Origin of the sequence: Caenimonas terrae (assembly GCF_042655405.1) — a bacterium.
Classification (GTDB): domain Bacteria; phylum Pseudomonadota; class Gammaproteobacteria; order Burkholderiales; family Burkholderiaceae_C; genus Ramlibacter; species Ramlibacter terrae_A.
In genome coordinates this window covers 214,530-239,929 of record NZ_JBHSMF010000009.1, presented here as the reverse complement: position 1 = coordinate 239,929, position 25,400 = coordinate 214,530, and the positions used below count along the sequence as shown (strand labels likewise).

General features: G+C 70.1%; 25 protein-coding genes. 9 read left to right on the top strand and 16 right to left on the bottom strand.

What is annotated here, in order from left to right:
- Positions 1–11 precede the first annotated feature (11 nt).
- From truA to accD, 5 genes are read left to right on the top strand one after another with little or no spacing between them, the layout of a single operon-like run.
- A complete protein-coding gene (truA, locus tag ACFPOE_RS14805) occupies positions 12–794 on the top strand; it encodes a tRNA pseudouridine(38-40) synthase TruA (protein ID WP_376850893.1) in 783 nt (260 codons plus the stop codon).
- Positions 791–1,510 carry a phosphoribosylanthranilate isomerase gene (locus tag ACFPOE_RS14800; protein WP_376850892.1) on the top strand — a complete coding sequence of 240 codons (720 nt, stop codon included), beginning with the start codon at positions 791–793 and terminating at the stop codon, positions 1,508–1,510. The genes truA and ACFPOE_RS14800 overlap by 4 nt, the downstream gene beginning before the upstream one ends.
- Complete coding sequence (gene trpB, locus ACFPOE_RS14795; RefSeq protein ID WP_376850891.1) at positions 1,488–2,735, top strand: tryptophan synthase subunit beta; 1,248 nt, start codon at positions 1,488–1,490, stop codon at positions 2,733–2,735. Before ACFPOE_RS14800 ends, trpB begins: the two co-directional genes overlap by 23 nt.
- On the top strand, positions 2,732–3,541 hold the full coding sequence (gene trpA / locus ACFPOE_RS14790; RefSeq protein WP_376850890.1) for a tryptophan synthase subunit alpha: 810 nt from the start codon (positions 2,732–2,734) through the stop codon (positions 3,539–3,541). Before trpB ends, trpA begins: the two co-directional genes overlap by 4 nt.
- 28 nt (positions 3,542–3,569) lie before the next feature.
- Positions 3,570–4,442: an acetyl-CoA carboxylase, carboxyltransferase subunit beta gene (accD, locus tag ACFPOE_RS14785; protein ID WP_376850889.1), complete on the top strand. Its 873-nt coding sequence runs from the start codon at positions 3,570–3,572 to the stop codon at positions 4,440–4,442.
- A 3-nt stretch (positions 4,443–4,445) separates the two neighbouring features.
- Here accD and ACFPOE_RS14780 read toward each other — a convergent pair whose 3' ends face one another.
- Positions 4,446–4,997: a YggT family protein gene (locus ACFPOE_RS14780; protein WP_376850888.1), complete on the bottom strand. Its 552-nt coding sequence runs from the start codon at positions 4,995–4,997 to the stop codon at positions 4,446–4,448.
- A 53-nt stretch (positions 4,998–5,050) separates the two neighbouring features.
- Here ACFPOE_RS14780 and ACFPOE_RS14775 point away from each other — a divergent pair, with 53 nt between their 5' ends.
- Positions 5,051–5,683: an LON peptidase substrate-binding domain-containing protein gene (locus tag ACFPOE_RS14775; RefSeq protein ID WP_376850887.1), complete on the top strand. Its 633-nt coding sequence runs from the start codon at positions 5,051–5,053 to the stop codon at positions 5,681–5,683.
- 10 nt (positions 5,684–5,693) lie between these two features.
- Here the strand turns inward: ACFPOE_RS14775 and ACFPOE_RS14770 are convergent, their stop codons facing one another.
- Genes ACFPOE_RS14770 through ACFPOE_RS14715 form a run of 12 tightly spaced genes read right to left on the bottom strand, consistent with a single transcriptional unit; the run spans position 5,694 to position 19,706 of the window.
- Positions 5,694–7,496, bottom strand: a complete 1,803-nt coding sequence (locus tag ACFPOE_RS14770) for a polysaccharide biosynthesis protein (protein WP_376850886.1) — start codon at positions 7,494–7,496, stop codon at positions 5,694–5,696.
- On the bottom strand, positions 7,483–9,000 hold the full coding sequence (locus ACFPOE_RS14765; RefSeq protein ID WP_376850885.1) for a DegT/DnrJ/EryC1/StrS family aminotransferase: 1,518 nt from the start codon (positions 8,998–9,000) through the stop codon (positions 7,483–7,485). Before ACFPOE_RS14765 ends, ACFPOE_RS14770 begins: the two co-directional genes overlap by 14 nt.
- The gene (gene neuC, locus ACFPOE_RS14760; protein WP_376850884.1) at positions 8,990–10,138 is read right to left on the bottom strand and encodes a UDP-N-acetylglucosamine 2-epimerase; all 1,149 of its coding nucleotides are present in this window, start codon (positions 10,136–10,138) and stop codon (positions 8,990–8,992) included. Before neuC ends, ACFPOE_RS14765 begins: the two co-directional genes overlap by 11 nt.
- Entirely contained in the window at positions 10,138–11,175 is a 1,038-nt protein-coding gene (gene neuB / locus ACFPOE_RS14755; RefSeq protein ID WP_376850883.1) for an N-acetylneuraminate synthase, read from the bottom strand. Before neuB ends, neuC begins: the two co-directional genes overlap by 1 nt.
- Entirely contained in the window at positions 11,172–11,930 is a 759-nt protein-coding gene (locus tag ACFPOE_RS14750) for an acylneuraminate cytidylyltransferase family protein (RefSeq protein WP_376850882.1), read from the bottom strand. Before ACFPOE_RS14750 ends, neuB begins: the two co-directional genes overlap by 4 nt.
- Positions 11,931–11,956: 26 nt before the next feature.
- Complete coding sequence (locus tag ACFPOE_RS14745) at positions 11,957–12,988, bottom strand: hypothetical protein (RefSeq protein WP_376850881.1); 1,032 nt, start codon at positions 12,986–12,988, stop codon at positions 11,957–11,959.
- Positions 12,978–14,243: a UDP-glycosyltransferase gene (locus ACFPOE_RS14740; protein ID WP_376850880.1), complete on the bottom strand. Its 1,266-nt coding sequence runs from the start codon at positions 14,241–14,243 to the stop codon at positions 12,978–12,980. The genes ACFPOE_RS14745 and ACFPOE_RS14740 overlap by 11 nt, the downstream gene beginning before the upstream one ends.
- Positions 14,237–15,025, bottom strand: coding sequence for an SDR family oxidoreductase (locus tag ACFPOE_RS14735; RefSeq protein ID WP_376850879.1), 789 nt, complete (start codon positions 15,023–15,025; stop codon positions 14,237–14,239). Before ACFPOE_RS14735 ends, ACFPOE_RS14740 begins: the two co-directional genes overlap by 7 nt.
- A 45-nt stretch (positions 15,026–15,070) precedes the next feature.
- Complete coding sequence (gene asnB, locus ACFPOE_RS14730) at positions 15,071–16,858, bottom strand: asparagine synthase (glutamine-hydrolyzing) (RefSeq protein ID WP_376850878.1); 1,788 nt, start codon at positions 16,856–16,858, stop codon at positions 15,071–15,073.
- Positions 16,859–16,870: 12 nt separating this feature from the next.
- The gene (locus tag ACFPOE_RS14725; protein WP_376850877.1) at positions 16,871–17,413 is read right to left on the bottom strand and encodes a sugar transferase; all 543 of its coding nucleotides are present in this window, start codon (positions 17,411–17,413) and stop codon (positions 16,871–16,873) included.
- Between the two features lie 8 nt (positions 17,414–17,421).
- Positions 17,422–18,228, bottom strand: a complete 807-nt coding sequence (locus ACFPOE_RS14720; protein WP_376850876.1) for an aldolase/citrate lyase family protein — start codon at positions 18,226–18,228, stop codon at positions 17,422–17,424.
- 5 nt (positions 18,229–18,233) lie between these two features.
- Positions 18,234–19,706, bottom strand: a complete 1,473-nt coding sequence (locus ACFPOE_RS14715) for a lipid II flippase MurJ (RefSeq protein ID WP_376850875.1) — start codon at positions 19,704–19,706, stop codon at positions 18,234–18,236.
- A gap of 111 nt (positions 19,707–19,817) precedes the next feature.
- On the opposite strand from ACFPOE_RS14715, the gene lysS reads away from it, so the two are divergent.
- The 3 genes from lysS to ACFPOE_RS14700 are packed head-to-tail and all read left to right on the top strand — an operon-like array spanning position 19,818 to position 23,133.
- Positions 19,818–21,356 (top strand): lysine--tRNA ligase, encoded by a 1,539-nt coding sequence (gene lysS / locus ACFPOE_RS14710; protein ID WP_376850874.1) that lies wholly within the window; start codon positions 19,818–19,820, stop codon positions 21,354–21,356.
- A gap of 5 nt (positions 21,357–21,361) precedes the next feature.
- Entirely contained in the window at positions 21,362–22,627 is a 1,266-nt protein-coding gene (locus ACFPOE_RS14705; RefSeq protein WP_376850873.1) for an Hsp70 family protein, read from the top strand.
- Positions 22,624–23,133 (top strand): M48 metallopeptidase family protein, encoded by a 510-nt coding sequence (locus tag ACFPOE_RS14700; protein ID WP_376850872.1) that lies wholly within the window; start codon positions 22,624–22,626, stop codon positions 23,131–23,133. Before ACFPOE_RS14705 ends, ACFPOE_RS14700 begins: the two co-directional genes overlap by 4 nt.
- 15 nt (positions 23,134–23,148) lie before the next feature.
- Here the strand turns inward: ACFPOE_RS14700 and nagZ are convergent, their stop codons facing one another.
- The 3 genes from nagZ to ACFPOE_RS14685 are packed head-to-tail and all read right to left on the bottom strand — an operon-like array spanning position 23,149 to position 25,399.
- A complete protein-coding gene (gene nagZ, locus ACFPOE_RS14695) occupies positions 23,149–24,231 on the bottom strand; it encodes a beta-N-acetylhexosaminidase (RefSeq protein WP_376850871.1) in 1,083 nt (360 codons plus the stop codon).
- Positions 24,228–24,626 (bottom strand): holo-ACP synthase, encoded by a 399-nt coding sequence (acpS, locus tag ACFPOE_RS14690; RefSeq protein ID WP_376850870.1) that lies wholly within the window; start codon positions 24,624–24,626, stop codon positions 24,228–24,230. The genes nagZ and acpS overlap by 4 nt, the downstream gene beginning before the upstream one ends.
- Positions 24,623–25,399, bottom strand: a complete 777-nt coding sequence (locus ACFPOE_RS14685) for a pyridoxine 5'-phosphate synthase (protein WP_376850869.1) — start codon at positions 25,397–25,399, stop codon at positions 24,623–24,625. Before ACFPOE_RS14685 ends, acpS begins: the two co-directional genes overlap by 4 nt.
- Position 25,400 lies beyond the last annotated feature (1 nt).

Genomic DNA, 25,400 nt, shown 5'->3' with positions numbered 1-25,400 from the left:
GGAGCAAGCCGATGAGGTTGGCTCTGGGCATCAGCTACAACGGGCAGGCCTACGAAGGCTGGCAAAGCCAGGCCTCGGGCCGCACCGTGCAGGACCGGCTCGAGGCCGCGCTGGCCGAATTCACCGTCCAGTCCGTATCCACCGTCTGCGCCGGCCGCACCGACGCCGGCGTGCACGGGCTGATGCAGGTGGTCCATTTCGACACCGGCCTGCAGCGCGATGAGTCTTCCTGGGTGCGCGGCACCAACCGCTTCCTGCCGCGGGACATCGCGGTGGAATGGGCCCGCGCGGTCCCGGACCAATTCCACTCCCGCGCCAGCGCCATCGCGCGCCGCTACTCTTACCTGGTGCTGGAGTCCAAGGTCCGGCCCAGCCTGGACGCCGGCCGGGTCGGCTGGGTGTTCCGGCCGCTGGACGGCGAGGCCATGCGCGAGGCCGCCCTCCAGGTCCTGGGCGAGCACGACTTCACCTCCTTCCGCGCATCCGCCTGCCAGGCGCTCAGCCCGGTCAAGACCCTCACCCGCGTGCAGATCACGCGGCGCGGCGCCTACTGGCGCTTCGACTTCGAGGCCAACGCCTTCCTGCACCACATGATCCGCAACCTCATGGGCTGCCTGCTGGCGATCGGCCAGGGCCTGAACCCGCCGTCGTGGATGGGCGAGGTGCTGCGGGCCAGGAACCGCGACGCCGCGGCCCCGACCTTCTCGTCCGCCGGCCTGTATTTCCTCGGGCCGGTCTACCAGCCGCACTGGGGCCTGCCGGACCGCACCCCTGCGTATGATTGGCTGCCATGACCGCGCACAACCCGCTGGCGCACCGCACGCGCATCAAGATCTGCGGCATGACGCGCGAGCAGGACGTCGATGCCGCGGTGGCGGCCGGCGCCGATGCCGTCGGCTTCGTGCTGTACCCGCCCAGCCCCCGGTACGTCGCGCCCGAGCGCGCGGCCGAACTGGCGGCCCGCCTGCCGCCCTTCGTGACGCCGGTGCTGCTGTTCGTCAACGAAGCAACCGACACGATCCTGCAGGCCTGCGCCCGCATGCGCGCCTGCGTGGTCCAGTTTCACGGCGACGAGACCCTGCAGCAATGTCTGGCCGCCACCGGCAACGGCACCCGGCCGTTCCTGCGGGCGGCACGCATTCCCCTGGACCAGGCACAGCCTTTCGACTTGGTAAACTTCGCTTCCACATTCCCCCAGGCCCAGGCCATCCTGCTCGACGCCCACGTCGAGGGGTACGGCGGCGGCGGCAAGGCATTCAATTGGTCACGTCTTCCACCAAGCGTCAACGCTCACCTCGTCTTGTCTGGTGGGTTGACGCCTGCAAACGTGACCGATGGGATCGCCCAGGTCCGGCCGCGATGCAGGTCGCTGTCGGTTGACGTGAGCTCCGGCGTCGAGGTGTCCAAGGGCATCAAGGACCCGGAAAAGATCCATCAGTTCGTCGCGGCCGTGCGTGCCGCCGACCAGCTCCTTGCCCTGAACCAACATGCCCTCCTATCAACAACCTGACGTCGCCGGCCACTTCGGCATCTACGGCGGCAGCTTCGTCAGCGAGACGCTGACCCACGCGATCAACGAGCTGCGCGACGCCTATGCGAAGTACCAGCACGATCCGGAGTTCCTGGAGGAATTCCGCTACGAGCTCAAGCACTTCGTCGGCCGCCCTTCCCCGGTCTATCACGCGGCGCGCACCAGCCGCGAGATGGGCGGAGCGCAGATCTACCTCAAGCGCGAGGACCTGAACCACACCGGCGCCCACAAGATCAACAACGTGATCGGCCAGGCCATGCTGGCCCGGCGCATGGGCAAGCCGCGCATCATCGCCGAGACCGGCGCCGGCCAGCACGGCGTGGCGACGGCCACCATCTGCGCCCGCTACGGCCTGGAATGCGTGGTCTACATGGGCAGCGCCGACGTCCGGCGCCAGAGCCCGAACGTCTACCGGATGAACCTGCTGGGCGCCACCGTGGTGCCGGTCGAATCCGGCAGCAAGACGCTCAAGGACGCACTGAACGAAGCGATGCGCGACTGGGTGACCAACGTCGAGAACACCTTCTACATCATCGGCACCGTGGCCGGACCGCACCCCTACCCGATGATGGTGCGCGACTTCCAGAGCGTGATCGGCAACGAGTGCATCCAGCAGATGCCCGAGATGGCGGGCGCCCAGCCCGACGTCGTGGTGGCCTGCGTCGGCGGCGGCAGCAATGCGATGGGCATCTTCCACCCCTACATCCCGTTCGAGAACACGCGGCTGATCGGCGTGGAGGCGGCCGGCGAGGGCCTGGACAGCGGCAAGCATTCCGCTTCTCTGCAGCGCGGCAGCCCCGGCGTGCTGCACGGCAACCGCACCTACATCCTGCAGGACGAGGACGGCCAGATCACCGAGACGCACAGCATCAGCGCCGGCCTGGACTATCCGGGCGTCGGCCCCGAACACGCGTGGCTCAAGGACATCGGCCGGGCGGAATACGTCGGCATCACGGATACCGAGGCGCTCGAGGCGTTCCATTACCTGTGCCGCACCGAAGGCATCATCCCGGCGCTGGAATCGAGCCATGCGCTGGCTTATGCCATGAAGCTGGCCCCGACGATGGCGCCGCAGCAGTCGATCCTGGTGAACCTCTCGGGCCGCGGCGACAAGGACCTGGGCACCGTCGCCGACCTGGCCGGCGCGGACTTCTACGACCGCCCCTCCATGCGCGGCCTGCAGGTGAAGGGCGCCAAGCAATGAGCCGCATCGCCAACCGCTTCTCCGACTTGAAGCAGGCCGGCCGCAAGGCGCTGGTGCCTTATGTGACCGCCGGCTTTCCCTTTGCGGACACCACGCCCGAACTGATGCACGCGATGGTGGCCGCCGGCTCAGACGTGATCGAGCTCGGCGTGCCCTTCTCCGACCCGATGGCCGACGGCCCGGTGATCCAGAAGGCGGGCGAGCAGGCGCTGGCGCTGGGCATCGGCATGACGCAGGTGCTGGCGATGGTGCGGACCTTCCGCGAGAAGGACCAGACCACGCCGGTGGTCCTGATGGGCTACGCCAATCCGGTGGAGCGCTACGACCTCAAGCACGGCCAGGACGGCTTCGTGCGCGACGCCGCCGCCGCCGGCGTGGACGGGGTGCTGATCGTCGACTATCCGCCCGAGGAATGCGAGGAATTCGCCGCCAGGCTGCGCGCCAGCGGCATGGACCTGATCTTCCTGCTGGCGCCGACCAGCACCGACCAGCGCATGCAGCAGGTGGCGCGGGTGGCCAGCGGCTACGTCTATTACGTCTCGCTCAAGGGCGTCACCGGCGCCGGCAACCTCGACACCGATGCGGTGGAGCGGATGCTGCCGAGGATCCGCGCGCACGTGAAGGTGCCGGTCGGCGTGGGCTTCGGGATCCGCGACGCCGCCACCGCCAGAGCCATCGGCAAGAGCGCCGACGCCGTCATCATCGGCACCAGGATCATCCAGTTGCTCGACGGCCAGCCCCGGGCGCAGGGGATCGCCGCGGTGGCTGAGTTCCTGCGCGGGATCCGTTGCGCGCTGGACGCATAGAATCGTCTGTTCCGTCCCAGGAGACCGCATGAGCTGGCTTGAAAAACTTCTGCCTCCCAAAATCCAGCAGACCGATCCGGCCGACCGCCGCAGCGTGCCCGAAGGCCTGTGGGTCAAGTGCCCGAGCTGCGAGACGGTGCTGTACAAGACCGACCTGGAGCAGAACCAGAACGTCTGCCCCACCTGCGGCCACCACCACCGCATCGGCGCCCGTGCGCGCCTGAACGGCTTCCTGGACGCCGAGGGCCGCTACGAGCTCGGGCAGGAAGTGCTCCCGGTCGACGCGCTCAAGTTCAAAGACAGCCGCAAGTATCCGGAGCGGCTGAAGGAAGCGCTGGAAAACACCGGCGAGACCGACGCGCTGGTGGTGATGGGCGGCGCGGTGCACAGCATCAGCCTGGTGGCCGCCGCCTTCGAATTCGACTTCATGGGCGGCAGCATGGGCAGCGTGGTCGGCGAGCGCTTCGTGCGCGGCGTCGAATCGGCGATCGAGCAGAAGGTGCCATTCCTGTGCTTCACCGCCACCGGCGGCGCGCGGATGCAGGAAGGGCTGCTGTCCCTGATGCAGATGGCCAAGACCAATGCGGCGCTGACCCGGCTGGCCAAGAAGGGCCTGCCCTACATCAGCGTGCTCACCGACCCGACCATGGGCGGCGTCAGCGCCGGCTTCGCCTTCGTCGGCGACATCGTGATCGCCGAGCCCAAGGCGCTGATCGGCTTTGCCGGCCCGCGGGTGATCGAATCGACCGTGCGCGTCACCTTGCCCGAAGGCTTCCAGCGCGCCGAGTTCCTGCAGACCAAGGGCGCGGTGGATTTCATCTGCGACCGGCGCGAGCTGCGCAAGACCGTGTCGCACGCGCTGGCGATGCTCCAGCGGCAACCGGCCGACGCGGTCGAATAACCGTCAGTGCAGCAGCACGGCGGCCTGCAGATAACCCAGCACGATCGCCGCGATCTGCAGCAGCACCAGCAAGGCCAGCGGCGACAGGTCGATGCCCCCCACCAGCGGAATGCGCTTGCGAAACGGCCGCAGCAGCGGCGCGCACAGGCGGTCGATCACGTCCACCAGCGGCGAATCGGATTGCACCCACGACAGGATCGCGTACACGATCACCAGCCCCGTGAGGCCGGAGATCACCAGCCGCACCAGCCCGAACAGGGCCAGCAGCGGCAGCACCGTCAGCGGCGTCACGCCCGGCAGCAGCAGCCAAAGCAGGGCGAACTGCACCAGCTCGATCAGGAAGGCCCCGACCAGGCTGGCGGCATCGACCCGACCGCGCGACGGAATCACCTTGCGCAGCGGCAGCACCAGCCAGTCGGTCAGCGCAAACACGAAGCGGCCGACCGGGTTGCCGAACGGCACCCGCTGGTATTGCATGTACATCCGCAGCAGGCAGGCGCCGCCAAAGAGGCCGGCGGCGATGTCGAGCAGGAATGAGGTGATTTGGAAGAGCATGGGCCGCCAGGTTTCGGTCGTGGGATGATAACGGGCAGAAACGGAAAGCTCTCTTGTCTTCTGCACTCACCCTCACCTCCCTTCCGCTGTTCCCGCTGGGCACGGTCCTGTTCCCCGGCGGCGTGCTGCCGCTGCGCATCTTCGAGGTGCGCTACCTCGACATGATCGGCAAGTGCCACAAGGCCGGCGCGCCCTTCGGCGTGGTCTCGCTGACCGAGGGCAGCGAGGTGCGCGTGCCCGGCGGCAAGGAAGCGTTCGCCCGGGTCGGCACCATCGCCACCATCGTCGACCTCGAGACGCCGCAGCCGGGGCTGATGGTGATCCGCGCGCATGGCGAGCAGCGCTTTCGCATCACCTCCAGCGACCAGCTGCGCCACGGCCTGTGGGTGGCAGACGTGGAACGGCTGGGCGCCGACCTGCCGGTGCCGGTGCCGGACGACCTCAAGCCCACGGCGGACGCGCTGGGCCGCCTGATCCAGTCGCTGCAGCTCAAGGCCGGCGCCGGCGGCCAGATGCCGCTGAACGGCCCCTACCGGCTGGCCGATTGCGGCTGGGTGGCGAACCGCTGGTGCGAGCTGCTGCCGCTGCCGGTGCAACTGAAGCAGCGGCTGATGGAACTGGACAACCCGCTGGTGCGGCTGGAGCTGGTGAGCGACGTGCTCGCGCGCACCGGCATTTCCGGCTGAATCGCGCGCCTCAGCGCGGGGCGGTGTATTCGGGCACCAGCGAGCGCAGCCAGGCGCGCAGGTCGGCGGCGGACGGCGCCGGCCCGGCCTGCGCCACCCAGCGCAGCACGGCGTCGATCTCCGGCAGCGGCCCGGAGGTCTTGGCCACCCGCAGCTTCGGATGCGGCGTCGGCACGCTGGTCTCGTCGCTCGCCAGCAATTCCTCGAACAGCTTCTCGCCCGGCCGCAGGCCGGTGAATGTGATCGGGATCTCCTGCTCGGTCCGGCCGGACAGCCGGATCAGCATGCGGGCCAGTTCGACGATCTTGACCGGCTCGCCCATGTCCAGCACGAAGATCTGGCCCGACTCGCCCATCAGCCCCGCCTGCAGCACCAGCTGCGAGGCTTCCGGGATCGTCATGAAGTAGCGGACGATCTGGGGGTGCGTCACCGTCACCGGGCCGCCGCGGGCGATCTGCCGGGTGAACAGCGGGACCACCGAGCCGCTGGAGCCCAGCACGTTGCCGAAGCGCACCGACACGTATTGCGTCTGCGGATGCAGCGCCGCGACGCCCTGCACCACCTGCTCCGCCAGCCGCTTGCTGGCGCCCATCACGTTGGTGGGATTGACCGCCTTGTCGGTGGAGACCAGCACGAAGCGCTTGGCGCCGCACTCGCCGGCCACGCGCGCCATGTTCAGGGTGCCCAGCACGTTGGTCTGCACCGCCTCGATCTCGTTGAGTTCCTCCATCAGCGGCACGTGCTTGTAGGCGGCGGCGTGGAACACCACGGCCGGCGCCTGCGCCTGCACGATGGCGCGCAGGCGCTCCAGCTCGCGCACGTTGGCGGTGTAGTAGACGCCCTGCATCTGCGGGTGCGCCTCGCGCAGTTCCTGTTCGAGCTGGTAGATGGCGAATTCCGACACATCCACGCAGACCAGCCGCGCGACGCCGAAGCGCGCGATCTGCCGGCACAGTTCGGCGCCGATCGAGCCGCCGGCGCCGGTCACCAGCACCGTCCTGCCGGAGAACAGCTCGGACAGGCCCGCCACGTCGAGCTGCACCGCCGCCCGTCCCAGCAGGTCTTCCAGCTCGATGCGGCGCGGGCCGGCGCTCTCGGTCTTGAGCCACTCGTCCGGCCGCGGCATGGTCAGCAGCGCCACGCCGGAGCTGGCCAGCAGCGCCTCGTGCCGCTCGCTCGAGCCTGGCGGGCTGGCCACCAGCGCGGTCTGGGCTCCGGTGGCGGCGCAGACCTCGGCCAGCGAGCCCACCGGCCCCATGACGCGGATGTCCTGGATCGCGCGGCCCACTTCGGAGGCCACCGGCGATACGATCGCGACCGGCTGCCACTGGTGCGAGCCCTTGAGCGCGCGCAGTGCATCGGATGCATCAGCGAGCGAGCCCACGATCACCAGCGGGCGGCCGTCGGCGCGGAACGACATCCGCCGCTCGGCCAGCGTGCGGGCGGCGATTCGCACCGCGCCCAGCAGCAGCAGCGCGATCAGCGGATGCAGCAACATCACCGAGCGCGGAAACGCCGGCAGCCGCAGCATCAGCACCATGGCCGTGCACAGCAAGGCGCCCAGCGCCACGCCCAGCGTCAGCTGCCGCAGTTCCGGCAGGCCGGTGTACGACCAGACGTGGCGATAGACCCTGGCCGCCGCCAGGCCGGCGGCGTACGCCAGCACGCACAGGGGCGCCGACTCGATCGCCAGCGCCCTGAACTCCGGCGGTACCTCCAGGTTGAAGCGCAGCCAGAACGCGCCGGCCCATGCCAGCAGCACCAGCACCATGTCGATGACCAGGGTGAGCAGGATGCTTCTAAGACGGCGCACGTTGCTCCTCGGCGACCGACAGCGCGCGTTGCAGGTGCTCGATGACGTGCCCGATCTGGGCGTCCGTCAGGTTCGACCCCGACGGCAGGCAGATGCCGGCGTCGAACAGCGAGGCGGCCACGTCCGAGCCCTCGTCGTGCGCGAAGTACGGCGCGCCGCGGAACAGCGGCTGCAGGTGCATCGGCTTCCACACCGGCCGGGCCTCGATGCTGTGGCGCTCCAGGCTCTTGAGCACCTGGTCGCGCCGGCGCTGCGCCTGCCCGCCCGCGAGCATGAAGCAGGTGAGCCAGCGCGTCGAATGCGATCCCGCCGGCTCGGGCATCCACTGCACCTGCGGCCGGTCGGCAAACGCCTCGCGGTAGCGTTCGAAAACCCGCCGGCGCTGGGCGACCCGCTCGTCGAGCACCCGCAGCTGGCCGCGGCCGATGCCGGCCAGCACATTGCTCATGCGGTAGTTGAAGCCCATCTCCACGTGCTCGTAATGCGGCGCCGGCTCGCGCGCCTGCGTCGCGAGCTTGCGGGCCCGGTCCATCAGCGCGAGGTCGTCGGCCACCAGCATGCCGCCGCCCGAGGTGGTGATGATCTTGTTGCCGTTGAAGGAATAGACGCCGATCCGCCCGAAGGTGCCGCTGGCGCGGCCCTTGTAGCGCGCGCCCAGCGATTCCGCCGCGTCCTCCAGCACCGGCACGCCATAGCGTTCGCACAGCGGCAGCAAGGCATCCATGTCGGCGCTCTGGCCGTAGAGGTCGACCAGGATGACGCAGCGCGGCAGCCGGTTGGCCCGCTTGGCCCATTCGAGCGCCCGCTCCAGCGCCGCCGGCGACATGTTCCAGCTGCCAGGCTCCGAATCGATGAAGACCGGCTGCGCGCCGCAATACAGGATCGGGTTGCAGCTGCCGACGAAGGTCAGCGACGAGCAGAACACGGTGTCGCCGCGCTGCACGCCCAGCAGGATCAGCGCGAGATGGATGGCGGCCGTACCCGAACTGACGGCGGCCGCGTGGCCGATGCCGACGTGGGCCGCCAGCTCGCGCTCGAAGCCGTCCACGTGCGGGCCCAGCGGCGCGATCCAGTTGGTGCGGAAGGCGTCCTCGACGAAGGCCGTTTCTTCCTCGCCCAGGTGCGGCGACGACAGCCAGATGCGCGAGGCCAGCTCCCTGCCGTGGACCAGGTCCACCGGCCGGCCCCCGGCGTCCAGCACCGGGACGTGCAGGATGCGGTGCTGTTCCATCAGGCCGCGCACGACGTCGATGCCTGCGTCCTCGCGCACCGCGACCGGTTGCGCCGGGCCCGGCAGGTCGGCCAGCGTCGCCTGCTCGGAAACGCAAGCCAGCACCGCCCGCCGCAAGTCGCCGTCGGTGATGGTGCGCAGCAGCGCGCCCTTGCCATCGACCACCAGCAGGATGCCCTGCGCCTCCTCGTCCATCCGCGCGACCGCATCGCGCCACGGCATGGAGGGCGGCACCAGGAGCCGGCGGACGTTGTCGGGGGTCTCAGTAGGCATTGGACTTGTCCAGGAGCGACGGGGGCAGGGGCACGGTGGCCAGCAGCGCGGCGATGCGCTGGCCGGAGCGGCCGTCGCCGTAGACATTGTCGGGGGCGAAACGGCCCCGTTGCAGGGCGGCGGCGAGGGCCTGGCCGATCGAGGCGGCATCGCCCTCGCAATCGACGGTGTTGGCGTTGCGCTGGCGCAGCCGCTGCCGGTTGCCGATGTTGACGACCGGCGTTCCGAACGACGCGGCTTCGATGATGCCGGACGACGAATTGCCCACCAGCACGTCGGCGCAGGCCAGCGCATCGAGATAGCGGTCACGCGGCAGATGGGTGACGCAATGCACCTGGCTGCCGCCGGCGCGCTGCATCGCTTGGACGATGGAGGCGGAGCCGGCGTCCGCGTTCGGGGCCAGCCAGACCACGTGCATGCCGCGCGCCAGCACCTGCAGGCGCAGCGCCTCCACCAGCGCTTCCACCTGCGCCTGCGCGCGACCTGCTTCCTGCACGACCGGATGGAACAGCACCAGCGCATAGCGCGCCGCCTGCGGCACGCCGAGCGCCTGCAGCACCTGCTCGCGCGCCGTGGGCGGCCGCTGGATGACGTCGTCCAGGCTGGGCGCGCCGACGATGAACACGTTGTGTGGCTGCTCGCCCATGCGCACCACCCGCGCGCGCGATTCCTCGGTGCCGACCAGGTGCAGGTGGCTCAGCTTGGTGATGGCGTGGCGGATCGGCTCGTCGACGGTGCCCGAGCGCTCCCCGCCGTGCAGGTGCGCCACCGGGATGCCCAGGTGCAGGGCGGCGATGGCGCCGGCCAGCATCTCGCCGCGGTCGCCCAGCAACAGCAGCAGGTCCGGCCGCAGCTGCGCCAGCGCCTGCGCGATCCCGGTCACGGCCTGCCCCACGGCCTGCGCCATGGCCAGTTCGCTGCGGTCGTCGACGTTCAGCGCGATGCGCGCGGCGATCGGCAGCCCGAGGGCCTCCACTTCGTCCACGGTCATGCCGAACTCGGCGCTCAGGTGCATGCCCGTGACCAGCAACGACACCTGCGTGTCCGGTTGCTGGTGCAGCTGCTTGAGCGTGCCGGCCATCAGGCCGAAGTCGGCGCGGGTGCCGGTGAGGTAGGCGATGCGGCGCGTTGCTGCCATCAGTCGGCCTCGAGCATGGACCACTGCAGGCAGGTATGGGCCGGCACGTCCTGCGCCAGCCGCCGTCCCGGCAGCGCCTCCCACTGGTCCGGCGCGATGCCGGTCCCCGGGCGCCGCAAGGCCAGGTCGGCTTCGGCCAGCACGTGGCCGGCCGGCAGGCTGCGGGTGGTGACCACGCTGCGGCGCGCCACATCGCGGGTGTTCGCCTCGCTCGGGTCCGGCCGCTTGATGCCGTCGCCCAGCATGGCCTCGACCAGGCGGATGGAGCGGACCATCGCCGCGAACTCCGCGGCGTCGGCCGAAGCGCGGTGGTCCGGTCCGGGCAGCGCCTTGTCCAGCGTCAGATGCTTCTCGATCGCCGTCGCCCCGAGCGCGGTCGCTGCGGTTGCCGCTTCGATGCCTTCGCTGTGGTCCGAATAACCCACCGGCCAGGGAAAGGCGGCCGCCATCGTGGCGATCGCCCGCAAATTCAGCGTGGCGGCCGGCGCCGGATAGGCGGAGGTGCAGTGCATCAGCAGCAGTGACTGCGCTGACGGGGCATGGCCGATCGCCTGCCAGCGTGCGGTGATCCAGCCGACCGCCGTACGCACTTCCTCCAGCGTCGCCATGCCGGAAGACATCAGCAGCGGCAGGCGCGCCGATGCTGCCTTGTCGATCAGCGGGCGGTTGGTGATCTCGCCGGAGGGCAGCTTGATGCGGCGCACGCCCAGCGCCACCAGCTGGTCCACCGCCTCCAGCGAAAACGGCGTGGAGAAGAATTCGATGCCGACGCGCTCGCTGTGGCGCGCCAGTTCGCGGTGCGCCGCCTCGTCCAGCTCCAGCGCCTTGATCATCTCGAACTGGCTGGTCGCCCCGGTGTTGGCGCGCTGGTAATCGGCCGTGCGCGCCGTCGGCGTCACCACGTCCTCGGCGCGGAAGGTCTGGAACTTGACGGCATCGGCGCCGGCGGCGTGGGCGGCCTCGATCAGGCGCAGCGCCAGGCCCAGCCTGCCGTTGTGGTTCACGCCGGCTTCGGCGATGACGAATACCTTGCTCATGGCCGCGAGTCTGCCACCAGTGCCTGCTGCCGGCGCAGGTACCACTCGGCCAGCTCGAAGTCGAGCGCGTCGTCGATGTCCACCGAGCGCTCGCGCGGCATCGGCGAGGCCAGCATCGACACGGCCCAGAACCCGGCATCGGCGGCGTGCGCCAGGCCGGCGCGGCTCCAGACGTAGATCGATCCGTTCAGGCCCCAGACCGCCGGCGCATCCTGCCGGCGGGCGAAGTCCGCGGGCTTGCTCAGGTGCATCCGGCCATCCGCGCCGGCCTCCACCAGGGTGTAGTAAGGGTTGTGCGAAGGCTCGGTCACGGTCACCACCAGCTCGGCCCGCCCCGCCAGTGCCAGCGCCGCCGCCAGGTCAGCCTGTGCGCGCAGCGGCGAGGTCGGCTGCAGGTCCACGACGGTACCGATCACCTCGCCCAGCGCTTCCAGGTGGCGCACCAGGTGCTCGATCGCGGGGATCTTGGCGGCGCTGTCGGAGGCGAGCTCGGCCGGCCGCCGGTACGGAACCTGCGCCCCGTGGCGCAGCGCGACGTCGGCGATCTCGTCGTCGTCGGTCGAGACGTACACGGCGTCGATCGCAGGGCAGGCCAGCGCCTGCTCGATGCTGTGGGCGATCAGCGGCCGGCCGCCGAAGGCAAGCACGTTCTTGCGTGGCAGCCCCTTGCTGCCGCCGCGGGCGCAGATGGTCGCGATGGTCCTGGCGGTCTTGTTCAATTTCTTGCGGCTCCCGTCCCCGGGCAGGTGCTTCACCTGAGTCGATCCCAGGCCATGAAGCGCTAGACCTTGCGGTAGAAAATGGGCCGCTCCGGGTGCGCGGACCAGTCCGCGGCGAAGCGCCGCTTCAATTCATCATAATCCGCCGCCCTGAAGACGCTGGAGCCGGTGCGGTAAAGCAGCCGCCGGCCCGAATAGGACGACTTGAAAAACAACAGCGAGTTGTCGGGCCGCGGATTGCTTCCCCCGCCCAGATACAGGCGCGGCACGCCCAGGGCACGCGCGGCCAGCGCGGCCTCGTGCAACAGGAACGACGAGGCGCCCACCTCGCGCCCCTGGGCCGTCGTCGCCGCCAGGTGGTACTCGCGCAGTCCCCGCCCCTGCAGGAACACGCTGGCCGCCAGCCAGGGCCCGTCCGCATCGCCGGCGCGCTGGCACGCACCGAGCGTCGCCAGCCCGGTGGCGGCCAGCAGCTCGAAATAAGCGTCGCCGAACAGAAAGAACGGGTCCGCTTCGATGTCGGCCATGGCGCTGCGGTAGTACGCGCCGAATGAGCGTGCGTGCGGCGCCAGCGCTGTCTCGCGGTAGACCAGTCCGGCACGCTGCGCCTTCTTCAGGGTCTGCTTCAGGCGCGGCGGGTAGGCCAGCGCGAAGTCCGCGCCTTGCAGGTCCATCACCACCACCTCCCGGTTGTCGCTGGCGCTGCCGCCGTACCAGCGCTCGTTGCCAAGCACCGGGTGGAAGCGCACGTAGTCGACCACCACGCGTTGCTGCACCATCCATTGCGAACAGGCCTGCCAGGCCTGCGCCAGGAATCGGGCGTCGTCGGAGGTGGACAAGGGCCCGCCGTAGCCATAGGGCGAGCTAGCGTCCTTCAGGTCGGTGCCGGGAATGGCCGTCAGGTGCAGGCTGTGCAGCCAGCGCTGTCCCTGCGCCTGGTACAGCAAATAGGTCGGCAGCAGCCGCGGGTCGCGGCTGGCATCCGCGGCGACATAGCCCGGATGCAATGTGGCCGGCCGGGCCCGCAGGTCCATCGCCTCGTAGTGCGCGACGGCCTGGGCCTGGGTGAGCGCCTGCATGCCTTCAGTGCCCACGGCCGCGCCCCTGCACCGACTGCAGTACCTGCACCACGCGGTCGGTCGCGGCGCCGGCGGCGAATGCAGCGCGAGCGGATGTCCCCGCGGTACGCGCAAGAACCGGCCCCGCATAGGCACCGGCCAGCTGCGCCAGCGTGAGTTCGCGGTCGGCCAGTCCCAGCGCCAGGTACGGGCTCAGGTGGTCCAGGATCGAGCCCCGCACCTGCGTGACGACCTTGCCCGCGATCGCTGCCTCCACGCCGACGGTGGAGACCGTGACGATGACTTCGTCGCTGGCGTGGATGCATGCGTGCACCGGCATGGCGGAGGTCGACTCCCGGATGCGCGGATGCGGCTCGCGCAGCACGACGCCGGCCCCGGCCTCGCTCGGATGGCGGCGGATCCACAGGGCCAGCGCCGGATTGGCGCGCACCGCGTCGAGCAGCGCCTGCTCGATGCGGCGCGGGAATGCCGGATCACCGATGCCCTCCACATCCGGGGAGTGCGCGGGCTCCGGCGACGATGCATACATGCAGACATGCAGCCCGTCCCAGCCGAGCTGCGTGCGAAGGCGGGCGCCTTCGGCGCGGATCGCCGGGTCGTGCAGGGAGTCGAAGGCCGGATTGCCCGTCGCATGGACATCGCCGGCCCGGCGTCCGGCGGCGACCAGGCTGTCGCGCACGCCGGCGTTCAGCACGCACAGGGCATCCGCATAGTCGCGCCGCACCAGGGTGTCGCGCTCCCAGATCCCGAGCAGGTCCACCAGGCACACGCTGGGCACGCCCAGGCCGCGGGCCGCTTCGATGGCGGCCTGTTCGGCGCGCGGCGAATTGGTGGCCACGACCAGCGCCGGCCGCAGCGAACCGATCACACGCCGCAGCACGCCCAGCGGCAGGAAGGCCTGGCGCCCGTACTTGCGGTACTGGCGCGCCGCCTCGTCCACGCCCAGGCGATCCTCCATTTCGGTATAGGAAAGACCGAGGTAGGCCACCGACTCCTGGCGGTCGGTGGCTTGCACCGTGAGCTGGGCGGCCAGCTCCTGGCCCTTGTGCAGCGCGCGCAGGTCGCCGGGTTCCAGGAAATCGAGAAAGCCCAGCGTGCGCAGGCCGCTGGCGCGCACCGGCGCCGCAGCGGTGGTCAGCGCCAGGTAGACGGGCTGCGCGAGGCCCAGCTCCTTCGCCCGCAGCGCCACCGGCAGCAAGGCCTTGGCGTGGCCGCCACCATAGGAAACGAACAGCCAGAGCGGCAGGCCGCCGTCGTCGCCGCTCACCATGCGGTGCGCCCGCCGTCGACCACCAGGTTGTGGCCGGTCACGTACCTGGAGGCATCGCTGGCCAGGTAGCGCATCGCGGCGGCGACGTCGGCGGCATCGGCCAGCCGGCCCAGCGGAACCTGGCGCACGTAGTTGGCGGTGAACTCGTCGCTCTGGCCGCTGCTCACCGCGCCCATCGACACCGCGTTGACGCGCACGCCCTGCTTGCCCCAGTAGGTGGCCAGGTAGCGGGTCAGGCCCCACAGGCCGGCCTTGCTGGCACCGTACACCGCCGGCGAGGTGACCTGCTTGCCCAGGTGCTGCGAGCCCTCGTAGATGCGCTGGTCCGGCCCCACCATGCCGTAGACCGACAGCGCGTTGACGATGCTGCCGCGCCCACGCTCGGCCATCGCACCGCCGAACACCTGGCAGGCCAGCATGGCCCCGGCCAGGTTGACCGCCATCACCTCGTTCCACTCCTGCAGGTCGGCCGTCTCGAAGGGTTCGAAGTAGTTGGCGGAGCGGGCGACCGCGTTGTTGATCAAGGCATCGGCCGGGCCCCACTTCGCTTCCAGCTTCTTGCGGGCCTTGAGCAGCGCCTCCTGGCTGGACACGTCGGCGGGGCAATGCAGCAGGCTGGCGTGCTCGGGCCCGAGCTTCTGCTTGAGCAGCGCAGCGTTGCGGTCGATCGCGCACACCCTGGCGCCGGCCTCGACGAAGGCCAGCACCACCTGCGTGCCGATCACGCCGGCCGCGCCGGTGAGCACCACTGTCCTTCCGTCAAGCCTGAATGGGTCGGCCATGGCCGCTCTCCTGTTCTTGCGCAGTCGAATCCATGGGCTGCTGCATCAAGCCAGCGCCTGTTCGGCCCAGAGCGCGAGCGCCGCCAGCGCGCGCAATTCGCGGGTGAAATTCGCACTGCCGTCGCGGTGCCGCACCAGCATGTCGCGGACCACGTCGGCGCGGAACAGCCGGTGGACCAGATCACTGTTGTCCAGCGTGGCCGCCAGCCAGTCGTAGCTGCTGGTGCGGAACCAGTCGCCGATCGGCACGGTGAACATCTGCTTGCGGCGATACGCCAGGTCGCCGCCCATCAGCGGCGCCGCCGCCCGCTTGTACCAGTGCTTCTTGTCGTCGGCCCGCAGCTTGGTGTTGCCGCGCGAACGGAACGCGAATTCCATCATCCGCCAGTCCAGGAACGGCGTGCGGGCCTCGATCGACACCGCCATGCCCATCCGGTCCGGCTTGACCAGGTTGTTGCCCGACAGCAGCAGCTGCATGTCCAGGTAGAGCACCTGGTTGATCCGGTCGAAATGCTGCGCCTCCTGCAGCCAGGGCTCGGCGACGGCGAAACTGTCGACGTCCCGCAGCCCCTTGGCGATGCCCGGCTGGTACAGCGCCTGCTTGGCCTGCGGCGAGAACAGCGAGATCGAATCGAAATAGCTGCGGTGGAAGTCCGCCAGCGGCCGGGTGAAAGCGTCCGGCTGGCTGAAGTAGCCGGCGTACTTGTCGTAGCCGGCGAACAGCTCGTCGCCGCCGTCGCCGGTGAGCACCACCTTCACATGCTTGGCCGCCAGCTCGCTCACGCGCAGGGTCGGGATGAACGAGGCGTCGCCGTGCGGCTGGTCCAGGTGATAGAGCACTTCCGGCCAGCGGTCCAGCATGTTCAGCTGCGCGATCTCGCTGGTGTGGTCGCAGCCGAAGCGGCGCGCCGCCTCGCGCGCGAACGGCGATTCGTCGTACAGCGGATCGTCGAAGCCGATGCAGAAGGTCTTGACCGGCTGGTCCACGTGGCGCGTCATCAGTGCGACGATGGTGCTGGAGTCGACGCCCCCGGACAGGAACGCGCCCCAGGGCACGTCGGCGCGCAGCCGGATCCGGGTCGCGTCGTCCAGGATCGACAGGAATTCGGCCGACCAGTCCTCGAAGCGGTGGTCCTTCTCGCGCTGCGCCGCCAGGCTCCACCAGGCCTCGGTCTGCACCCCGGTGCGGCTGAAGCGCATCCAGGTGCCGGGCATCACGTGGCGCACGTCCTTCCAGATCGTCCAGGGCGCAGGGATGTAGTTGAAGCTCAGGTAGTGGTGGATGGCTTCCAGGTCCACGGCCTGCACCGTTCGCTCGCCGCCGGCGGCCGGCAGGATGGCCTTGATCTCGGAGCCGAACACCATGCGTTCGCCGTCGTCGGCGATGTACAGCGGCTTGACGCCGATGCGGTCGCGCACCAGGTACATCGCGTCCTCGCGAGCGTCGTCGATCGCGATGGCAAACATGCCGTTGAGGCGGCTGACGAAGGCGATGCCTTCGCGCTCGTACAGCCGCAGCAGCACCTCGGTGTCGGAATTGGTCGTCAGCGTGACGCCGTCGCGCCGCAGCATGTCGGCCAGCTCGACGAAATTGAAGATCTCGCCGTTCTGCACCACCGCCACCATGCCGTCGTCGGAGACCATCGGCTGGTGGCCGCCGGCGATGTCGATGATCGCCAGCCGCCGGTTGCCGACTGCGGCGCCGCGCTCCGGCTGGTGGTGGATGCCCTGGTCGTCCGGCCCGCGGTGCACCAGCCTGCGCGCCATGGTCTCGAGCACGCTGTCGTCCAGCGCGCGGCGGGAGCGATCCCAGTAGCCGAAGATGCCGCACATCGCGTTGTCGCCTCAGTTGCTGCCGTGCCCGCGCAGCCGCGCCAGCGTCCACAGCAGGATCCGAAAGTCCAGCGCCAGGCTGCACTCGCGCACGTATTGCAGGTCCAGCGCCAGCCGCTGGGCCGGCGTCGCTTGCGAGCGCAGCCGCGCCTGCGCCAGCCCGGTGATGCCGGGGCGCACGCTGCAGCGCTCGATCCAGTCGGCCTCGCTGTAGTCGGCGCGCTGCGCCGGCAGGTCGGGCCGCGGGCCGACCAGGCTCATGTCGCCCTTGAACACGTTCAGCAGCTGCGGCAGTTCGTCCAGGCTGGTGCGGCGGATGAAGCGGCCGACGCGGGTGATCCGCGGATCGTTGCTGGCGGTGTAGTGCGGCCCGGTGGCGGCGGCGTCCCTGGCCATGCTGCGGAACTTGAGCATGCCGAACTCGCGGCCGCCGCGGCCGACCCGCCGCTGCACGAACAGCACCGGCCGCCCGCTGTCCGCGGCGACCGCGGCGGCCGTCACGAGCATCAGCGGCGACAACAGCAACAGCGCGATGAACGAGAGCACGAGGTCCATCGCGCGCTTCATGCCGCTTCGGCCATCGATTGCGCGATGCCGCGGATCGCCAGCGCGATGCGGCGCCCGTCCTGCAGCGCCTGCTGGGGCGTGCGCAGCGCCAGCGCCGCCTCGGTGGCGCGCAGCGCTGCCACTTCGTCCTCGAAGCTGTTGCTGCTGTCGCTGCGATGGAAGGTGCGCGACAGGATCACCGCGCCGGAGCCCAGCCGCAGGTGTTCGGCCAGCACGTCGCGCCCGGGCAGCAGGCCTTCCTCCAGCCGGGCGATGCCGCCGAAGCCGAAGCGCAGGCCTTGCGCCCGCGCCAGCGCCGCGACGCGGTCCACCAGGCCCTCGGCCAGCGGCTCGAACATGAAACGCCGGCCCAGCGACAGGTGCAGGTCGTTCAGGCCGACGAACACCTCGGACAGGCCCGGCGCCGCGATCCATTCCTCCACCGTTGCCAGCGCACCGGCGTTTTCCAGCAGCGCCGAGACCGGCGCGCGGCCGCCGACCAGGGCCAGGAACTCGCGCAGCTGGCCGGCGTTCTCGAACATCGGCAGCATCAGCATGTCCGCGCCCTGCGCCAGCACCGCCTCCACCTCGGCGCGCGTTCCCGGATGCAGCGGGTTGACGCGCACCATCAGCCGCGAGCGCCGCAGCTGCGCCTTGATCCGGCCGACGTCATCGACCTGGTGGGAGCTGATGAAGCTGTTGCGGCCGGCCTGCCGCTGCGCCTTGCCCAGCCGCTCCAGGTCCACGAACAGGCGCATGCCGTCCAGCGCGTCGCAGCGGCGCGCGAACGCCGGGTCGTTCGTGATCTGGATCAGGTCGAGCATGCGTTTCAATTATCGCGTGCCGCTGCGCGCAGGCCGCTGCCCGCCAGCCAGCTGGCGCCCAGCACCGCGCAGGCCGCGGCGACCGCCAGCGCCAGGCCGGGCACGATGCTGGCGGGGACCGGCAGCAGGCGCACGGCCAGCGTGAGCCCCAGCAGCACGGCCAGCGCCGCTGCCAGCACGCCCCACGGCAGCCACTGGCGCACCTGTGGCCCCAGCGCGACGACCGTGGCCGCGGCCACGGCGGCCAGCACGCAGTTGAGCGCCACCATCAGCGCCCCGCCGTCGCGCACGCCAGCGGCGCCGATCGCCAGGAAGGCCGCCAGCGCCAGCGCATAGGCAAACACCGCGGTCCGCATCCGCCCCTGCGCCGCCAGCACGGTGAGCGCGACCGCGATCACGGCCTGCGGCAACAGGCTCCAGGCACCGGTCCGCGCCCACTGGGCGATGCGCACCAGCGCCTCAGGTTCCATCCGGCCCCAGCCGAAAAGGAGCTGCGCCAGGGCCGGGGCGCCGGCAACCAGGCCCGCGGCGCAGGCGCAGGCCAGCGCAAAGGCCAGCGCGAAGGCGCTGCGGACCGCCACCCCAGCCGACGCCGGCGCGCCGCCCACGGGTGCGCCGGCCAGTGCCGTCGCGATGGCAGGAAAGGCCAGCGAGGCCACCAGCTGGATCGCCAGCACCAGCGGCAACTCGACCAGCTTCCAGGCGTAGTTGAAGGTGGCCAGCGCGCCTTCGCCGGATTGCGACGCCAGCGAGCGCGCCGCGAACGGCAGCGCCAGCGGCAGGCCGGCGGACAACACGGCCCAGAGCCAAAGGCCCAGGCGCGGCAAGGACGCCGACGGCGCCGCATCGACGGGCGCCGCCACCGGCCCCTGCCGCCAGCGCAGCCAGGCCAGCCGCAGCAGCATCGCGGCCAGCAGGCCCCAGCCCAGCCAGCCGACCGCTTGCATGCCGCCGGTGCCCAGCGCCGCCAGCGCGATCGCCGCCAGCAGCACCAGGTTCACCACGATGCCCGACGAATACATGCCCAGGAAGTCGCGCTCGTGCTGCAGCCGCGTGGTCCACAGCGCCGCCAGCAGGGCCGCCGGCAGCGCCAGCGCGCTCCACACCAGGGCCTGGCCGGCCGCCGGCCGCGCCGCTGGCGGCAGGCCCCCGGCCAGCCAGCCGATGGCCGGTTCGCGCAGCAGCATCAGCAGCAGCCCCAATAGGACAGCGCCAGCCAGCAGGATCTGCGCGACCCGGCGCTGGCTGGCGGCGACCTGCTGCGGCTCGCGCCCGACCCAGGCCGGCAACAGCACATACCCGAGCGCCCCGCTGGCCAGCACGCCGACCAGCCAGTCCGGCAGCGTGAGCATCAGCACCGCTACGTCGGCCAGCCCGGAAGCGCCGAAGGTCGCCGCCAGCGCGGATTCCCGCAGCAGGCCCAGAACCCGGCTGGCCAGCAGCAAGGCCAGGGACAACGCACCCGCTTTCAGCAACATGGGCTGGATTATCGAGGGCGCTGTGAGCGGGCACCCACAAAAAACTAAAATGTGGGGTTTGGCCCTCACCGGCCGCCCCGGCCTGCTTCGGCCTGCACACCTTCCCCACCCATGTCCGACCAGAACAATCCCGCAGCGCCTGCCCCCGTCATCGACGAAAACCAGCTGATCGCCGAGCGGCGCGACAAGCTCAAGGCCCTGCGCGAGGTCCAGAAACAGGGCGGCGCGGTGGCCTTCCCCAACGACTTCAAGCCGGAACACCACGCGGCCACGCTGCTGCGCCTGCATGGCGAGAAAAGCACGGAAACGCTGGCGGCCGAAGGCACCACCACCCGGGTGGCCGGCCGGATGATGCTCAAGCGGGTGATGGGCAAGGCCAGCTTTGCCACCGTGCAGGACCAGAGCGGCCGGATCCAGCTCTACGTGACCCGCGACGAGGTGGGTGAAGAGCTCTACGCCGCCTTCAAGCACTGGGACCTGGGCGACATCATCGCGGCCGAAGGCAAGGTGTTCAAGACCCGCACCGGCGAGCTGTCGATCCACGCCACCAGCGTGCGCCTGCTGACCAAGAGCCTGCGGCCGATGCCCGACAAGTTCCATGGCATCGCCGACCAGGAAGTGAAGTACCGCCAGCGCTATGTCGACCTGATGACCGACGAGGCGGCGCGCAAGCGCTTCGTGGCCCGCAGCAAGGCCATCAGCGGCATCCGCGACTTCATGGTGCAGCACGACTTCCTCGAGGTGGAAACACCGATGCTCCATCCCATCCCCGGCGGCGCCAACGCCCGGCCGTTCGTGACCCACCACAACGCGCTGGACCAGGAGATGTTCCTGCGGATCGCGCCGGAGCTGTATCTGAAGCGGCTGCTGGTGGGCGGCTTCGAGCGGGTGTTCGAGATCAACCGCAACTTCCGCAACGAAGGCATCTCGGTGCGCCACAACCCCGAGTTCACCATGATGGAGTTCTACGCGGCCTACTGGAACTACCGCGACCTGATGGACTTCACCGAGGCGCTGGTGCGCGACGCGGCGCAGAAGGCGGTGGGCACGCTGCAACTGAGCTACGGCGGCAAGCCGGTGGACCTGAGCCAGCCGTTCGAGCGCCTGACCATCCGCGAAGCGATCGTCGAGCACACCGAGGCCGGCGACAACGTGGACAACCGCGAATGGCTCACCAATGCGCTGCGCAAGCTGGGCATGACCGAGGAAAAGAACAAGCTGTCGGCGCGCTCGCTGGCGTCGCTGCAGGTGCTGTATTTCGAGGAGACGGTGGAGGAAAAGCTCTGGCAGCCGACCTTCATCATGGAACACCCGACCGAGATCTCGCCGCTGGCGCGCGCGAACGACACCCGCAACGAAGTCACCGAGCGCTTCGAGCTGTACATCACGGGCCGCGAGTTCGGCAACGGCTTCTCCGAGCTGAACGACGCGGAAGACCAGGCGGCTCGCTTCACCGCCCAGGTGGACGCCAAGGAATCGGGCGACGACGAAGCCATGTTCTACGACCACGACTTCGTGCGCGCGCTGGAGTACGGCATGCCGCCGGCCGGCGGCTGCGGCATCGGGATCGACCGCCTGATGATGCTGCTGACCGACAGCCCCAGCATCCGCGACGTGATCCTGTTTCCCGCGCTGCGCCGCGAGAGCTGAAGCCGATGGTGGCGCGCGCCAGCCATGCGGCGCTGGGAATCGACTTCGGCACCTCCAACTCCGCGGTTTCGTACCTGGGCGCCGATGGCCTGGCGCGGCTGGTGCCGCTGGAAGGCGCCGCCACGGCGATGCCCACCGCGGTGTTCTTCAATTCGGAAGACCACAGCACCCACTTCGGCCGCGAAGCCATTGCCCTCTACCTGGCGGGCGTCGAGGGCCGGCTGATGCGCTCGCTCAAGAGCCTGCTGGGAAGCAGCCTGCTGGACGAGGAAACGGCGATCGGCAGCGGCGTGGTCAGCTTCCGGGCGGTGATCGCGCGCTTCCTCGGCGAGCTGCGTGGGCGCGCCACGCGGCACCTGGACCACGCGCCGCACCGGGCCGTGATCGGCCGGCCGGTGCATTTCGTCGACGACGATCCGCAGCGCGACCAGCGGGCCCAGGCCGCGTTGGCGCAGGCGGCCGCCACCGCCGGTTTCGACGAGGTGGCGTTCGAGCTGGAGCCGATCGCCGCCGCCTTCGACTACGAGCGCCGCATAAAGAGCGAGGCGCTGGTGCTGATCGTGGACATCGGCGGCGGCACCTCCGACTTCACCGTGGTGCGGCTCGGCCCCGGGCGCATGGCCCGGCCGGATCGGACGGACGACATCCTGGCGACGGCCGGCGTCCACATCGGCGGCACCGACTACGACCAGAAGCTGAACCTGGAGCAGGTGATGCCGCTGCTGGGGTTCCGGCACCTCGGCCCGAGCGGGCGCGAGGTGCCCAGCCCGAGCTTCCTCGATCTCTCCAGCTGGCACCTGATCCACTGGATGTACACGCCGAAGATGGTGCGGCAGGCGCGCGACCTGCGCAGCAGCTACACGGACACCGGCCTGCACGAGCGCCTGATGACGGTGCTGGACCGGCGGCTGGGCCACCTGCTGGCCAGCGAGGTGGAACAGGCCAAGATCCACAGCTCGGTGCACGACCAGACCGCGCTGATCGACCTGGCGCAGGTGGAGCCCGGGCTGCAGGCGCTGCTGGGCGCCGGCGAAATGGGCAGGCACCTGGCGGCGCTGCTGGACCAGGTGGTTGCCTGCGCGGCGGACTGCGTGGCCGGCGCCGGCCTGGCGCCCGGCCGGCTCGACGCGATCTATCTCACCGGCGGCTCGTCCTCGCTGCGGCCGTTCCAGCGTTCGCTGCGCGAACGCTTTCCGGGCACGCCGGTGGTCGAGGGCGACCTGTTCGGCGGCGTCGCCTCCGGCCTGGCCTACGTGGGCGGCCGCCGATGAGCGTGCCGAACTACATCGCGGGCTATCCGCAACCGGTGCAGGACCAGGTGCGCGAATTGCTGGCGCAGGACAAGCTGGGCGAACTGCTGCTGCGGAAGTACCCATCCGTCCACGCGGTGCGCACCGACCGGGCGCTGTACGACTACGTGATGGAGCTCAAGGGCGAGTTCCTGCGCAGCTCGGAGCCCCTGAGCAAGGTGGCCTACGACAGCAAGCTGCACGTGATCCGCAACGCGCTGGGCACGCACACGACCGTCTCGCGGGTGCAGGGCAGCAAGCTCAAGGCCAAGCGCGAGATCCGGGTCGCCACGCTGTTTCGCGACGGGCCGCCGGAGTTCCTGCGGATGATCACGGTGCACGAGCTGGCGCACTTCAAGGAGAAGGGCCACGACAAGGCCTTCTACCAGCTGTGCACCCGGATGGAGCCGCAGTACCACCAGTATGAGTTCGACCTGCGCCTTTACCTGACGCAGATGGAAGCGCACGGCAAGCTGGCCTGGGGCTGAACCCCGTGGCCGGCCTCAGGGCAGCATGTCGAGCGCGTGGCGGTAGGCCGGCTCGGTCATCAGCTCGTCCCAGTGCAGCGCCGGCTTGCCGGGCAGCAGCGCCAGCCGGCGCTGCTCGCTGGCGCCGTTGGGGCGCCATTGCGCGTTGCGCCGGGCCTGGTCCAGGCCGTCGAGCAGTTCGTCCACCGCAGCGCCGCCATCGACCGACTGGTTGCAAAGAAGGACCATGTCGCAGCCGGCATTCAGCGCAAAGACTGCGCCATCGGAGTAGCTCACCTGCTTGCCGTCGATCACGCGGGCGCCGGCCATGCTCAGGTCGTCGCTGAAAATGGCGCCGGTAAAACTCAGTTGCCGCCGCAGGATGTCGTTGAGCCAGCGGCTGGAAAAGCCCGCCGGCCGCCGGTCCACCTCGGGGTAGATCACGTGGGCCGGCATCACGCTGGTGAGCACCGTGTTGAGCCATTCGTAAGGCGCGGCATCATCGGCCAGGATGGCCACCAGGCTGCGCTCGTCCACCGGAATGTCCGTGTGCGAATCGGCCTTCACCCAGCCGTGGCCGGGGAAGTGCTTGCCGCAATTGGCCATGCCGGCCTGCAGCAGGCCGTGCATCAGGCCCTTGGCCAGCAGCGCCACCACCCGCGGGTCGCGGTGGAAGGCGCGGTCGCCGATCACGCCCGACTCGCCCCAGTCGAGGTCGAGCACTGGCGTGAAGCTCAGGTCGATCCCGCAGGCGCGCAGCTCGGAGCCCAGCACATAGCCGACCGCCGTGGCGGCATTGCTGGCCGCCATCGCGCCGCTGCCGGTGGGCCCGCCGCCGTCGTTCATCCACAGCTCGCCCAGGGCGCGCATCGGCGGCAGGTGCGTGAAGCCGCCTTGGCGGAAGCGCTGCACCCGCCCGCCCTCGTGGTCGACGCAGACCAGCAGGTCGCCCCGCACTTCCTTCATGTCGGCGCACAGGTCGGCCAGCTGTTCGCGGCTGCGCCAGTTGCGGGCGAACAGGATGACGCCGCCGGTCAGCGGGTGGGCCAGGCGGCGGCGGTCCGCCGGCGTCATGTCGGGTCCGGCGATGTCCAGGATCAGCGGGGCATGTTCATTCATGGTTTGTTCTTTTCAACAACGACGAAGCTGGCAGCGTAATCGGTCTCGTCGGTCACGCTGACATGGGCCGACAGGCCGCGCGCATCGAACCACTCCTTGAGGCCGCCGTGCAGCACGATCACGGGCTGGCCGCTGGCCAGCTTGCCCACCTCGCACAGCCGCCAGGTCATCGGCATCCGCATGCCCAGCCCGACCGCCTTGCTGAACGCTTCCTTGGCCGAAAAACGGGTTGCCAGGTAGCGCACGCCGCGCTCGGGCCAGCGCGCGCTGCGGTGGTGCCAGGTGGCCAGTTCGGCATCGCTCAGGATCTTGCGGGCGAAGCGCTCGCCGTGCCGCTCCAGCGAAGCGCGGATCCGGCGGACGTCGCAGATGTCCGTTCCGAGGCCGTAGATCATTGGCCGGCGGAGGCGGCGAACGCCTGCTCGATGCACTGGAGATAGGAGCGCACGGTGGCCTTGTAGCCCAGCTCCAGGGCATCGGCAATGAGGGCGTGTCCGATCGACACTTCGCGCACCCCCGGCACCTGCAGCAGGAATTCGGTGAGGTTGGCGCGGTTCAGGTCGTGGCCGGCGTTGACGCCGAGGCCGGCGGCCAACGCGGCCTGTGCGGCATGGGTGAATGCCTGCAGCACGGGCCGGGCGGACGCCGTCCCATGGGCGCGGGCGTAGCTTTCGGTGTAAAGCTCGACCCGGTCCGCGCCGATGGCCTTCGCGGCCGCCATGGCCCGGGGCACGGGATCCATGAACAGGCTGACGCGCACGCCCAGTGCCCGGGCTTCCGCGATCAGCGGCCGCAGCCTGTCGCCGTCGGCCGCCAGGTCCCAGCCGTGGTCGCTGGTGGACTGGCCCTCGGCGTCGGGAACGAAGGTGCACTGGTGCGGCCGGACCTGGCGCACGAAGTCCATCAGGTTGTGGAACGGGTTGCCCTCGATGTTGTATTCGGCGCGCGGCCAGGCCTGCAGCAGCCTGTGCAGATCGTGGACGTCGTCGCTGCGGATGTGGCGGCCGTCCGGCCGGGGATGGACGGTGATGCCGTGGGCGCCGGCCTGCAGGCACAGGGTGGCGGCCCGGACCACGCTGGGAATGCCCAGCGAGCGCGTATTGCGCACCAGCGCCACCTTGTTCAGGTTGACGGACAGGGCTGTGGGGGCGGCAAGCGTGGGTGTCATA